Origin of the sequence: Ammoniphilus oxalaticus (assembly GCF_003609605.1) — a bacterium.
In the GTDB taxonomy this organism is placed as follows: domain Bacteria; phylum Bacillota; class Bacilli; order Aneurinibacillales; family RAOX-1; genus Ammoniphilus; species Ammoniphilus oxalaticus.
Genome location: NZ_MCHY01000008.1, coordinates 26927 through 40237, shown reverse-complemented (window position 1 = coordinate 40237; position 13311 = coordinate 26927). Strand labels below are relative to the sequence as shown.

General features: G+C 42.5%; 11 protein-coding genes. 2 read left to right on the top strand and 9 right to left on the bottom strand.

The annotated features are described in order from the left end of the window. Nucleotides 1–13 precede the first annotated feature (13 nt). From ytaF to polA, 3 genes are all read right to left on the bottom strand, one after another. A complete protein-coding gene (ytaF, locus tag BEP19_RS06380) occupies nucleotides 14–679 on the bottom strand; it encodes a sporulation membrane protein YtaF (RefSeq protein WP_120189021.1) in 666 nt (221 codons plus the stop codon). Nucleotides 680–756: 77 nt separating this feature from the next. Beyond that, nucleotides 757–1590: a DNA-formamidopyrimidine glycosylase gene (gene mutM, locus BEP19_RS06375; protein WP_120189020.1), complete on the bottom strand. Its 834-nt coding sequence runs from the start codon at nucleotides 1588–1590 to the stop codon at nucleotides 757–759. Nucleotides 1591–1602: 12 nt separating this feature from the next. Beyond that, on the bottom strand, nucleotides 1603–4245 hold the full coding sequence (polA, locus tag BEP19_RS06370; RefSeq protein ID WP_120189019.1) for a DNA polymerase I: 2643 nt from the start codon (nucleotides 4243–4245) through the stop codon (nucleotides 1603–1605). 146 nt (nucleotides 4246–4391) lie between these two features. Here polA and BEP19_RS06365 point away from each other — a divergent pair, with 146 nt between their 5' ends. Further along, nucleotides 4392–5231 (top strand): prohibitin family protein, encoded by an 840-nt coding sequence (locus BEP19_RS06365; RefSeq protein WP_120189018.1) that lies wholly within the window; start codon nucleotides 4392–4394, stop codon nucleotides 5229–5231. A gap of 48 nt (nucleotides 5232–5279) precedes the next feature. On the opposite strand, the gene pnpS is transcribed toward BEP19_RS06365, so the two are convergent. The 6 genes from pnpS to citZ form a co-directional block, all read right to left on the bottom strand. Further along, entirely contained in the window at nucleotides 5280–7052 is a 1773-nt protein-coding gene (gene pnpS, locus BEP19_RS06360; protein WP_120189017.1) for a two-component system histidine kinase PnpS, read from the bottom strand. 1 nt (nucleotide 7053) lies between these two features. After that, on the bottom strand, nucleotides 7054–7749 hold the full coding sequence (locus tag BEP19_RS06355) for a response regulator transcription factor (protein ID WP_120189016.1): 696 nt from the start codon (nucleotides 7747–7749) through the stop codon (nucleotides 7054–7056). An 11-nt stretch (nucleotides 7750–7760) separates the two neighbouring features. Further along, nucleotides 7761–8297: a hypothetical protein gene (locus tag BEP19_RS06350; protein ID WP_120189015.1), complete on the bottom strand. Its 537-nt coding sequence runs from the start codon at nucleotides 8295–8297 to the stop codon at nucleotides 7761–7763. A gap of 66 nt (nucleotides 8298–8363) precedes the next feature. Beyond that, nucleotides 8364–9302: a malate dehydrogenase gene (gene mdh / locus BEP19_RS06345; RefSeq protein WP_120189014.1), complete on the bottom strand. Its 939-nt coding sequence runs from the start codon at nucleotides 9300–9302 to the stop codon at nucleotides 8364–8366. Between the two features lie 33 nt (nucleotides 9303–9335). After that, nucleotides 9336–10607, bottom strand: coding sequence for an NADP-dependent isocitrate dehydrogenase (gene icd / locus BEP19_RS06340; RefSeq protein ID WP_120189948.1), 1272 nt, complete (start codon nucleotides 10605–10607; stop codon nucleotides 9336–9338). A 113-nt stretch (nucleotides 10608–10720) separates the two neighbouring features. After that, entirely contained in the window at nucleotides 10721–11830 is a 1110-nt protein-coding gene (gene citZ / locus BEP19_RS06335) for a citrate synthase (RefSeq protein ID WP_120189013.1), read from the bottom strand. 281 nt (nucleotides 11831–12111) lie between these two features. Here citZ and ytvI point away from each other — a divergent pair, with 281 nt between their 5' ends. Then, nucleotides 12112–13245 carry a sporulation integral membrane protein YtvI gene (gene ytvI, locus BEP19_RS06330; RefSeq protein WP_120189012.1) on the top strand — a complete coding sequence of 378 codons (1134 nt, stop codon included), beginning with the start codon at nucleotides 12112–12114 and terminating at the stop codon, nucleotides 13243–13245. Nucleotides 13246–13311 lie beyond the last annotated feature (66 nt).

Genomic DNA, 13311 nt, shown 5'->3' with positions numbered 1-13311 from the left:
TATCGTATTTGGCTTACCAAATTCTAGATATTCCGAACAAGATTAAGATCACCCCGGGGATAAAGGAAAGACGCTTAACCCATGCGATATTCGAATACATAAACCCAATTCTTAAACCCAACAGAATAAACAAGGTGCATAAAGCGGAAACAACCAATCCGGTTGACCATGGGGAAAAACCCATCAACGCGGCGCCAAATCCCGCGCCAAACGCATCCATCGATAAGGCAAATCCTAATAAAGTTGCTTCTCCAGCCGTTATTTCTCCCGACTTATCCATGTCCGCAATCGTTGGTTTCTTTAAAATATGAACGACAAGCCCAAGTATCTTAATTTCTAGCTTGAGGACTTGTTTGGGACTCTGTTCCACCTCAACCGCCTCTGCTTCGCTGCGGCCAGGCTGTGTTTCTTTATTTTGATACAAATTGAAAATCGACCAACACCCGACCCCGATCAACACCCAAGCCCCGATTAGATTCGCCGCTTCTAAATCTATATATTCAGCTAACAATTGACCTAAGTTCATGGAGCCAACAATCACAACCGCCGTACAAAATGTGATGATTAAGATTGATGATAACGGAATCTTAATCCTTCTCAAGCCATAGCTAATTCCTACGCCAAATCCATCCAAACTTACCGCGAAAGCAATAGCCAACAATGAAACAAGATGTAGCAAGTAACTCCCTCCTAACCAACAGCTTCTACCACTATGATATGGAGGAAGAAAATAGGCTGTGCCTAGTTATGCTATTTCTATTTCATTTGTTTTTGACATCGCGGACAAAAGTGGGTGCCCCGACCCGCCACAACGGTTCTTTCGAGCGTATTTCCACAGCGCGAACAAGGCTCCCCGTTTCTTCCATAGGCTTGCAATTGCTGTTGAAACATACCCATTTCCCCTTGACCGTTTACATAAGACTTGATTGAGCTGCCGCCTTGCTCAACTGCTGCTTGCAACGTGTCTCGAATCGCCTGATAGAGCTCGGCCAGTTTATTGGCGGAAAGTTGATCCGCCGCTGTCTCTGGATGAATCCGCGCTGCATACAAAGCCTCATCCACATAGATATTACCTAAACCAACAATAAATTCTTGGTTTAACAATAAAGGTTTAATTTTTCCGCTCCTTCCTTTCATGAGCGTTCTAAATTGAGATAGCGTAAATTCATCGGCTAACGGCTCGGGACCTAACTTGGCAAGGGACGGAAAGTGATCAACTTCCCCTTTTAATAGAACGTCCATCGTGCCAAACTGCCTTACATCCCTATACCTTAGTTCCGTCCCATCGGTAAAATGAAAAATAACGTGCGTATGTTTTTCAAGCGGTTCATTCGCCTGGTATACACCGTAACGTCCCTCCATACGTAAATGGGATACTAACACGATTTCATCCATGATCACCTTTAAAAACTTACCTCTTCTTTCCACATCTTGAATCGTTTCTCCTTCTAAAAGAGAACAAAATTGCATCAAATCAGAAGGAGAGCGAGCGATCCGTGGCAGTGAAACAGTTACACGCTCAATCTTTTTGCCGCAAACGAGGGTTTGTAACGTTCTTTTTACAGTTTCTACCTCAGGCAACTCCGGCACTGCGCATCCCCCTTATTTTGTATCGTACCAAGTATCTCCCCAACTCACTTCCACCTTCAACGGCACGCGCAATGTTATGGCTTGTTCCATCGTTTCCGCAACGAGTTGTTTCATCTGCTCTAACTCTTCCTTTGGAACTTCAAAGACGAGTTCGTCATGCACCTGCAATAGCATGCGACTGCGCAGCTTCTTTTCTGTTAACGCTCGACTCATATTAACCATCGCTAACTTGATAATATCCGCGGCTGAACCTTGGATCGGCGTATTCATCGCGGTACGCTCGGCAAAACTACGAATATTAAAATTCCGATGCGTAATCTCAGGCAAGTATCTTCTTCGATTCAACAATGTCGTTACGTACCCATCTTGTTTGGCTTTTTCCACAATGTCTTTCATGTATTCCTGCACACCTTGAAACACGTCGAAGTACCGTTCGATAAAACTTGCGGCTTCTTTACGCGTAATATTTAAGTTTTGCGATAATCCATAGTCGCTAATGCCATAAATAATCCCAAAGTTAACTGCCTTAGCCTGTCTTCTCATATCCGAGGTTACGTCATCGGCTAAGACCCCGAACACATTCATCGCCGTTTTCGTATGGATGTCCGCCCCTTGTAAGAAGGCCTCCACTAGATTTTCATCTCCCGCAATATGAGCAAGCACTCTAAGTTCAATTTGTGAATAATCCGCGGATAAAATAACCCAACTATCCTCTGAAGGAACGAATGATTGACGGATTCTTCTCCCTTCTTCCAAACGAATCGGGATGTTTTGTAAATTTGGCTCGACGCTGCTTAACCGTCCCGTTGCCGTCGTTGCTTGATTATATGATGTATGGAGTCGTCCTGTTTGGGGATGGATCTCTTTGATTAACCCCTCTATATAGGTTGAATACAGTTTACCTAATTGCCTATAATGTAAAATCTGCGGAATGATCTCGTGTTGACCTTGTAGTTTATCAAGCACGTCCGCATTCGTGGAATAACCGGTCTTCGTCTTTTTGATGACTGGCAATCCTAATTTATCAAACAAGATTTCTCCTAGTTGTTTAGGTGAGTTAATATTAAATTGTTGACCAGCCTGTTGATGGATCTCATTCGTTAAATCGGACAACTGGCCCTCTAACTGTTGACCCATCCCCTTAAGTTGTTGTAAATCAACGTTAATTCCCGTATATTCCATTTCAGCCAGCACACTAGCAAGCGGCATCTCAAGGTCATGGAACAAAGCGGACATATCCGCTTCTTGCAATTGCTCGCTTAGCGCCTGTTGAGATTTTCGAATCAATGTTACTTTCTTCGCAACATGGGCCCCTACTTGTTCGGCGTCCAGCTTATTTTTAACCGCCTTTTTACCGTAAACCTCCTCATCAGACAAAATGGTTTGTCCACTGGCCCGTTTTACGACTTCTTGCAGATCGAATTTTGACTCGGAAGGGTTAATTAAATAAGAAGCCAACATAATATCAAGAGCCACACCTTCAATCCGCAGGTCATGCCAAGCTAGCGCGACCTTTGCCTGCTTCAAATCGTGGACGACCTTCCCGTTATCCGCTTGTAACCACTCTTGAAAGCCTGTCCATTGTTTTGCCGTTTGATAGGGAATGTAGACAACTTTTTCATCATGTTCTAAGCCAAATCCGATTAGCTCGGCGCGATGAACATTCGTTCCATCTAACTCAACATATAAACAACAGTCATCGCAAAGCATTGTTTCGAAGTCATCCCAGTTCTCTTCCGTTACGATTGTGAAATCGACCTCGGCTAAACTCTTATCTTCAACCGTTGCTTCTTGACCGACCCGTTCCATTAATGAGTTAAACTCAAATTTTTCAAAAATCTTGCCAACTTCCTCAGATTCATAGCCAGTATAAAGCAGCGAATCGATTGGAAGTTCAATCGGAACCGACCGATGAATCGTCGCTAACTCTTTACTCATTACCGCATCGTCGCGGTATTTTTCAAGATTTTCTTTTAACCGTTTACCCGACACCTCGTCGATACTGTCCAAAACACGTTCCATCGAATCAAATTGATGCAGTAGCTTTAACGCGGTTTTCTCGCCCACGCCTGGCACGCCGGGTATGTTATCCGATGTATCACCCATCAATCCTTTTAAGTCGATAATTTGGTTAGGAGCAAGACCATATTCTTCTTTAATCGTCGCGGGCGTATACCACTCTACCTCGCTAATTCCTCTTCTGATTAACGCTACTTGGACATACTCTGAAACGAGCTGCAACATATCCTTATCACCTGTTACGATTACAGTCGGAATTGCTTCTTGATCCGCCTGTAACGTAAGGGTGCCGATAATATCATCCGCTTCGTACCCTTCTTGCTCAATATGCTTTATCTTAAAATGATCCAAAAGTTCTCTAATATAAGGAAACTGCTCTGATAATTCACCGGGGGTTCTTGCTCTGCCAGCTTTATAATCTTGATAATCTTCATGTCTAAACACAACTTTCCCAGCGTCAAAGGCGACAAGGAGATGCGTTGGCTTTTGTTCCTCTAATATTTTCAATAGCATCGTCGTAAATCCATAAACTGCATTTGTATGCAGACCGCTTGCATTATTTAATAGAGGCAGAGCATAGAACGCGCGATAAGCAATACTATTCCCATCCAAAATAATGAATTTTTTATTGTTCATTTATATGTCCCCTCTCAGTGAACCTTCATTTCTTCATATTATCACAGCTTAATTCGGCTTAGCAAAAAGCGATCTTCGCATTTTTATGAAACTCCTTGTATCTGTTTTTCGTATATAATAGAGAGATAAAACTACAGGAGGTTAACATGGACGATAAAAAAGTAGTGCAATACCCAAATCCAAAAAATCTATCTAAAGGAATTATTGGTATCGTTATATTAGGCCTAGTCGCGTTACTTGCCTTTCAATCATTTACGATCATCCCGGCCGGACACCGTGGCGTTGTTTTGCAACTTGGGGCGGTTCAACCCAAAGTCCTTGATGAAGGTTTACACCTCATCGTTCCTTTTATTCAAACCGTTGTCCCGATTGAAGTCCGCGTCCAGAAGACAGAGTCGGATCAAATCTCGGCCAGCCGCGATTTACAAACGATCACGACGACGATTGCCGTAAACTATCGCCTGGATAGTCATAACGTCAATACACTTTATCAAAATGTCGGACTTGAATATCCATCGCGGATTGTTGACCCCGCCATCGGGGAAGCTTTAAAGGCTGTTACAGCCCAATATACCGCTGAAGAACTCATTTCCAAACGTTCCGAGGTAAGCGCGAAGGTCAAAGAAGTGCTGGCGGCAAAGCTGAGCGTCTATAATATGAACTTGAACGAAATAAACATTACGGAGTTTAAATTTTCGGAAGATTTCAACCGAGCGATTGAACAGAAACAAATCGCGGAACAACAAGCTTTGAAATCGAAACTTGACCTTGAGCGGATTAAGATTGAAAAAGAGCAAGAAATTACACGGGCCCAAGCTCAAGCCGAAGCTTTACGATTACAAAAGCAAGAAGTCACATCGGAGTTAATCAAATTACGAGAAATTGAAGCTCAAATCAAAGCAATCGAAAAATGGGACGGTAAACTGCCAAATGTAACAGGCGGGGCGACTCCGTTTATCGATGTTAATAACGTAAGAAATCAATAAAGCCTTCAAGCAAGCAAACGGGATTGTCCAGCAGACAGTCCCGTTTGTTTAGTTATGGGGTTGCGCTTTTGGAAATTGGAGAATAAAAACACTCCCTTGACCTTCTTCACTTTCAATTCGAATCGTTCCATGATGCGATTCCACCAAGTGTTTTACAATCGCTAATCCCAATCCAGTTCCACCCGAATTTCGAGATCGACCTTTGTCCACACGATAGAAGCGCTCAAAAATACGGTCACGATCCGCATGCGGGATACCAATCCCGTTATCCCTTACTTTTAGAACAACTTGATCTGACAACTCTTCGACCTCAACTGTAATTCTCCCCTTTTCCGCTGTATAGGAGATGGCATTATCGATCAAATTAATAATAATTTGTCTCAGCCGATCACAGTCACCTTCCATGTAAATCGGTGTATCGTCAATCGGGCGTTCATAAACCAACTCTTTACGATTCATCTTCTCTTGCAAACTTTGCACAATATCTTCAATAAGTTTAAAAATATCAACACGTTCGATTCTAAGCGGAAGTTTCTTTTGTTCTATTTGTGATAAGTCTAAAATATCATTAATCAAACGATGGAAACGATCACTTTCATTGTAGATGATTTCCAAAAACTGCTTTGAAATATCTGGATCATCAATGGCCCCATCCAACAAAGTTTCCGCGAAACCCTTAATAGAAGTGATCGGCGTTTTTAGCTCGTGGGAGACGTTGGCAACAAAATCACTGCGGATTTTCTCCAATCGTCTGATCGCTGTAATGTCATGGAGAACGATCACAACTCCTTTTACCTCGCCATGTTCCGTCGTATAAGGCGCCAAACTGGCATCGACGATGAGCTCATTTGGAAAATAAATATGCGCTTCATCCCTAATTTTTTCCCCCGTTTGGAAACAACGCGCGATCAATTTGCTCAAACCAAGATTCATACCGGCTTCTGTGTGAAGTTTACCGATCAGCGACTGTTCGGAATAGCCAAGAAATTGCCCAATCGCGGAATTAACGAATAAAACCCGTCGCGATTCCCCGATCAAAATCACACCGCTCGTCATGTTATTGAGCACACCAAATAGTTTTTCTTCATTTTGTTTAATTTCAATCATTTGCGACTCCAAACTCGAAGCCATAAAATTAAGGGCATCCGCTAGTTGTCCAATTTCCCCTTTTGAGCGGATATGGACGCGCGTGTCAAATTTCTTTTCCGTTATCTTTCGGGCAACAGCCGTAATTTTTTCAAGAGGCTTCGTCACGTATCTTGAAACAAACAAACTCACAATAATTGTTAATAAGAGCGCTGAACCAATCCCAAACGTTAAACTAAACCAAAGATTGTGAATAAAATCATCAATCTTTTGAATCGACATAGAAAGTCTTACAACACCAATTGGGTCCCCTCTCGAATTGTTTAAAACATGAGCGACATAAACCATTCTTTGATCAAGTGTATTACTGTATCGAATCGCTTGACCGTCCCCGCTATTTAACGCTTCAATAATTTCCTCGCGATCACGGTGATTGTTCATCTCTTGCGGTTCTGCTTCTGTATCAGCAAGCACATTCCCTTCAATATCTATCAGCGTAATGCGGGAATGTTCATCAGAGGCAAACCGTTCAACTTGCTGATCAATTTGCCCCCTATTAAAGGGTTGGTTTTCCAAATAAACACCAATCACAGTCGCTTCGCGAAACAATTGAGTCGCCAACGTGTCTGTATAAACTTTTTTCACTAAATCAGCTACATACAATCCGACAAACAATAGAGTAATGGACATTAATGAGATGATGATAATATTTAACCGAAAGCTTAATGACCTCATCTTAAACCTCAAACTTGTAGCCTAAACCTCTGACTGTTTTGATATATTTAGGGTTCCTGGTGTCCTCTTCTAATTTTTCTCTGAGGTGTGAAATATGGACATCGACAATTCGTGAATCACCTAGGTAATCGTAATTCCAAACAGCATTCAATAGATGGTCCCTCGTCAATACTTTGCTTTGATTTTTTGCTAAGTATAAAAGTAATTCAAATTCCTTCGGCGTCAATTCTATTCTTGTCCCCGCATAGGTAGTTTCATATTTCTCCGAATCAATAATGAACGGTCCAATCCTTGTCGTTTTCTCTTCTTCTGGTGAAACAACTTCCTGCATTTGTTTACTTCTGCGTAAAATAGCTTTCACTCTGGCTACAAGTTCTCTTGGACTAAACGGCTTCGTTAAATAATCATCCGCGCCAAGTTCAAGACCAACGATCTTGTCGTGCTCTCCATCCCTAGCCGTTAACATTAAAATGGGTGTATGATTTTTTTCCGTTCTTAATGTCTTGCAAATTTCCATTCCATCCATACTCGGCAACATTAAATCGAGCAGGATGAGATCTGGACTTTCGCTGCGCGCCAGCTCCAATCCTTCCTTTCCATCTAAGGAAGTGATAACTGCATAACCCGCTTTTTCTAAATTAAACTTTAGCAAAGTTGAGATAGATAGCTCGTCTTCGACAACTAAAATTCTCTCCATTATCTGATCCCCTATTTTCTAAACGCTTCAATTTGTTGCTGCGCCTCTTGAAACATCTCCAACGATTCCTTTAACAGAGCTTCTCCGCTATCCTTATATTTTTCATCCATAAAATCATAATAACGAAACAGTTCATTGTATGCTTCGATCCGCTTGTCCAAGGATTCCATCCACAATTCGCGAACAGGTTCCCACTCCGCTGGAATTCGAGCTCTGATCACGTCCGCTTTAATCGCCTTAGCAATATCTGTCCCGTCAGACAACGTGTTGAGGACTTTTGTTTTCTTTAACCCTTCATGGTCCACTTTATAACGAATTTCAGCTAAAACTTTTTGGCCGTTTTCCGCCTCAATTACTGCCTCATCGGCCATCTTAATAAACGCTGCCTCATACTCTTCCACTTCTTCAGGAGAGGCCTGGAACAAGGAACACCCTCCCAAACCGACAGCTAAGATTAAAAGCATGATATTCTGTGTAATATATTTCATCGCGACATCCCCCGCTTTTATAGCTTCCATGTTAATAATAACACAATTCAATCTGCGCATTGCTTAAACATCCCTAAAAAATAAGCGCAGGGTCCAGGCCCCTGCGCTTACATATTAGATCGACTTTTATTTTAGAATTGACATTACTTTGCGAACAGAATCAGCGGATTTATCCAACGCCGCTTTTTCTTCCGCCGTTAATTCCAGTTCAATTACTCTCTCGATTCCGTTTCCGCCAAGAACCGTGGGCACACCTAAGTAGAGGTCTTGATAACCGTATTCGCCCTCCAAATAAGCAATCGAAGGTAAAATTCTCTTCTTATCTTTTATAATGGCCTCTGCCATCTGAACAAGGGAGGCTGCTGGAGCGTAATATGCGCTGCCATTGCCTAATAAATTTACGATTTCCCCCCCGCCTGTACGGGTGCGAGCGACAATCGCCTCTAATCTTTCCGCGGATATCAGCTTTTCTAACGGAATTCCGCCTGCATGAGAATAGCGTACGAGCGGAACCATGTCATCGCCATGTCCACCGAGCACAAAGCCAGCTACATCTTCTACAGAGACATTCAATTCCTGGGCGACGAACGTGTTAAAACGGGCGGTGTCAAGCACCCCGGATTGACCGATCACTCGATTTTTAGGAAAGCCTGTCGTCTTAAAACATACATATGTCATGGCATCAACAGGATTGCTAAGCACAATGATATAGCTATCCGGAGCAACTTTTGCCACATTTTCCGCAACAGATTTCATAATCCCCGCGTTCGTATTAATCAAATCATCGCGGCTCATCCCCGGTCTACGGGCAATCCCCGCAGTAATGATGACCATATCTGCGCCTCGAATATCTCCATAATCCGATGTACCGATGATCGCGGAATCAAAGCCTTGCACTGGACTTGCTTGTAACATATCCAGCGCTTTCCCTTTTGTAGGGTCTTCCATTTGCGGAATGTCTAACAAAACAACATCCCCTAATTCTTTTTGAGCCAAAAGGAGGGCAGTGGTTGCCCCAGTAAAGCCCGCGCCAACAACAGCAATTTTTCGTCGCTTGAACGCCACTTTGCACCACATCCTTCTAATTTCAGAGTAGGATTACATATTTTCAATTAGAACATTTGCGAATTCAGAAGTTTTTAATTCTGTAGCCCCTTCTAGTTCACGCGAAAAATCATATGTAACTTGTTTGCTGGCGATCGTTTTCGCAATAGAGTTAATGATTAGATCCGCCGCTTCATTCCATCCCAAATGACGTAACATCATTTCACCGGATAAAATAACAGAGGATGGATTCATTCTGTCTTGACCCGCATATCTTGGCGCTGTGCCGTGCGTCGCTTCGAAGATCGCATGCCCAGTCACATAGTTGATATTCGCTCCCGGCGCAATTCCGATCCCGCCTACTTGCGCAGCTAAAGCGTCAGATAAGTAATCCCCGTTAAGATTTAGTGTCGCTACTACATCATATTCAGCTGGACGCAATAAAATTTGTTGGAAAAACGCGTCGGCAATCACATCTTTTACGATAATCTTTCCAGCCGCTTCCGCGTCAGCTTGGGCCTTGTTTGCCGCATCTCTTCCTTGAGCCTCCTCAATCCGATCGTATTCAGCCCAAGTAAAGACCTTATCAGCAAATTCCGTTTCAGCTACTTCATAACCCCAATCTTTAAATGCGCCCTCTGTAAATTTCATAATGTTCCCTTTATGAACCAATGTGACGCTTTTGCGGTTATTTTCAACCGCATACTGAATCGCGGCGCGAACTAAACGAGCGCTTCCTTCTTTCGAAACAGGCTTAATACCGATTGCTGAGGACTCTGGAAAGCGAATGTTTTTAACTTTCATTTCGTCCTGAAGGAAAGAGATGACCTTTTTCGCATCATCAGACTGCTCTTCCCACTCAATACCCGCATAAATATCTTCCGTGTTTTCACGGAAAATCACCATATCTGTATCTTGCGGGCGCTTGACTGGCGATGGCACACCTTCAAAATATTGCACAGGTCGAACACACGCGTAAAGATCTAAACCTTGACGCAAGGCAACGTTGATTGAACGGATCCCGCCGCCAACCGGAGTAGTCAAAGGTCCTTTAATTGAAACAAGATATTCTTCGATCGCTTTCACTGTATCGTTAGGCAACCACTCGCCATACTTATCGAATGCTTTTTCGCCAGCAAATACTTCAAACCAAGCAATTTTCTTCTTTCCGCCATACGCTTTCTCTACAGCTGCGTCTAACACACGCACAGACGCGTTCCAAATATCTGGACCTGTCCCATCTCCTTCGATGAAAGGAATGATTGGATTGTCAGGCACAACTACTTTTCCGTTTTCTAATTTAATTTTCTCTCCGTTGGCAGGCATTTCATATTTTTCAAACAATGACACCTGTACCCCTCCTATTTAAGTTCGGAATTTTAAACATATATCAAGAGCATCACGTCTAAAGGCGCAATGATTCTTCGTAATACACGCGGTTAACGCTGGTCAATCGGAATGTAATGTCTCTTTTTAGGTCCTACGTATTCAGCCCGTGGTCGAATTAAACGGTTATTTGCATACTGTTCTAAAATATGGGCTGTCCATCCGGATGTCCGACTGACAGCAAAAATAGGCGTAAACAAATCCCGTTGAATCCCAAGACTATGATATACAGAAGCCGAATAAAAATCAACGTTGGGCGGCAACGCTTTTTCAGCCTCTAAAATGTCGTGTATTTTAATCGACATGTCATACAACTTCGGCTGCCCTGTTAAAGCCGTCAGTTTTTTAGACATCTCTTTTAAGTGTTTGGCTCGCGGATCTCCCGTCTTATAAACGCGATGACCAAAACCCATGATCTTCTTCTTTTCCGCTAACGCTTGATGGATGTAGGGTTCCACTTTATCCACTTCGCCAATCTCCTCCAACATATGCATAACGGCTTCGTTTGCCCCGCCATGCAATGGTCCACCTAGCGTGCCAATGGCAGACACAACACCCGAATAAAGATCAGACAACGTAGCCACTGTCACTCTCGCGGCAAAGGTAGAAGCATTTAATTCATGGTCAGCATGTAACACCAGCGCCTTGTCCAATGCTTCCACAGCGATTTGATCTGGTTTTTGCCCAGTTAACATATACAGGAAGTTTTCCGCATATCCATAGTCGGGATTAGCCATTAAAATCTCTTTCCCTTCTCGAACTCTCTGGATCGCGGCGACGATTGAACTTATTTTCGCTTGCGTTTTTAGCGCCTTGCGTTGGTTGTCCTCTAAAGACATATTTCGCGCCTCAGGATCAAGCAAACCTAACACGGATACAGCAGTCCGCAATGTAGCCATCGGATGAGCATTCTCCGGAAGGGATTTCATTAATGTAATAATCTCAGCAGGGATCGCAGCATGGGCAGCTAAATCTTGCCTTAATTCAGCAAGTTGACTGGAATTCGGAAGTTCTCCATTCCAGAGTAAATATATGACTTCTTCAAAACTCGCTTGATCAGCTAATTCGTCGATATCGATCCCGCGATAGGTTAAAACACCGTCAATGATTGAGCTAATAGAAGATTGTGTGGCAACGATACCTTCTAAACCAGCAGTTGACATAGCTACCTCTCCTGTCTTTATGTATTTTTAAATCTACCATTCCATAGTAAACAAGTTCATTATAAAGGGGATAGTTACTTTTGTGAATTGTTATCGTAGAAAAAACTCAAAAAATCCCGATTATAAATTTTTTTCTGACATGAAAAAGTCCGTATTTATTTGCATTGTTGCGCATTTTTCGGTATAAGAAGTCTATAATGCGCAATCCTTATTCATAGAATTCATTTTAACATACTTTTATGACAATGAACTAGAAAGCCATCTTTGAAAGGAGTTCCGTTATGGATCCAGAATGGTTGAAAAACCTTGGACGTTTTTTTCGATTTGCGTGGGTCAGTACGCTCATTATTATATCCGTTTGGTTTATCAAATTCGCTTTGCCGCTGCTTTACCCCTTTATTCTTGCATTGATCATTGCTTTTCTAATCAATCGCCCTGTAAACTGGTTGGAAGCGCGCGCTAAATTGCCAAGATGGGCGGCAACCCTGATTGCGCTATCTTTCGTATTATCCATAGTCGCCGGGCTGTTCATTCTCCTAATTAGTCAACTTGTCATTGAGACAGCCCACTTAATTGCGGTGTTGCCATCTCAAATTCAAGAAGCCACTGATTATATCAATCGATACATATCAACAGAAATTATCACGAATTTTTATGATAACATCCATTACTACTACTCCTCATTGAATGAGGGTTATAAAACATCGATTGAAAATTATGTAAGTGAAGGATTGTCTAGAATTGCGAAAACAGGCACATTTCTCATTCAAGCGCTCCTTAATGGATTACAAGCGTTCCTGACTTCACTTCCTAACGCGGCAACGGCGATTGTCATTTCAACCTTAGCGTCATTCTTTATTAGTAAGGATTTTTATAAAATAAAGGACCGCGCATTTAGAATGATGCCTCCTTTTATCGAAGGTCGCATTACAGGGGTTGCCCAAGATTTAAAAAAGGCGCTGTTCGGATTTATCAAAGCGCAAGTGACATTGGTTAGTATTACAGGTTTCATCGTCGTCGTTGGACTGCTTATCTTGCGTGTCGAGTATGCTTTTACCGTCGGCGTCATTACAGGAATTGTGGATCTACTGCCATTGCTCGGAACCGGCTTCGTGTTCGTTCCATGGATCGTATACCTGTTCATTCAAGGCAACTACAACTTAGTGATCGGTTTGTCCATTTTATATGCGGTCATTGTCATCCAACGTCAAATCATGGAACCTAAGATTGTTGCGGATAATATCGGCCTTGATCCTTTAATCACACTGATGGCCATCTTTGTCGGTCTAAGATTGTTCGGTGTGCTTGGCCTGATCATTGGACCGATCTCCGTTGTCATTCTAAACGCGTTAATTAATGCTCATATTTTCCAAGACTTATGGACCTATGTGGTGGGAAAAAAAGCAAACGATTAAATTGAATAATCATGCTTTGTTTCGAGCACCATAGGTAACGGGTTCTTTTGAACTACATCAAAATTC

Excerpts from the sequence above, each read along its gene's own strand:
- BEP19_RS06365 (WP_120189018.1), top strand. The coding sequence starts at position 4,392 with ATGGACGATAAAAAAGTAGTGCAATACCCAAATCCAAAAAATCTATCT.
- BEP19_RS06350 (WP_120189015.1), bottom strand. The coding sequence starts at position 8,297 with ATGCGCAGATTGAATTGTGTTATTATTAACATGGAAGCTATAAAAGCG.
- polA (WP_120189019.1), bottom strand. The coding sequence starts at position 4,245 with ATGAACAATAAAAAATTCATTATTTTGGATGGGAATAGTATTGCTTAT.
- ytvI (WP_120189012.1), top strand. The coding sequence starts at position 12,112 with ATGGATCCAGAATGGTTGAAAAACCTTGGACGTTTTTTTCGATTTGCG.
- icd (WP_120189948.1), bottom strand. The coding sequence starts at position 10,607 with ATGCCTGCCAACGGAGAGAAAATTAAATTAGAAAACGGAAAAGTAGTT.
- pnpS (WP_120189017.1), bottom strand. The coding sequence starts at position 7,052 with ATGAGGTCATTAAGCTTTCGGTTAAATATTATCATCATCTCATTAATG.
- BEP19_RS06355 (WP_120189016.1), bottom strand. The coding sequence starts at position 7,749 with ATGGAGAGAATTTTAGTTGTCGAAGACGAGCTATCTATCTCAACTTTG.
- citZ (WP_120189013.1), bottom strand. The coding sequence starts at position 11,830 with ATGTCAACTGCTGGTTTAGAAGGTATCGTTGCCACACAATCTTCTATT.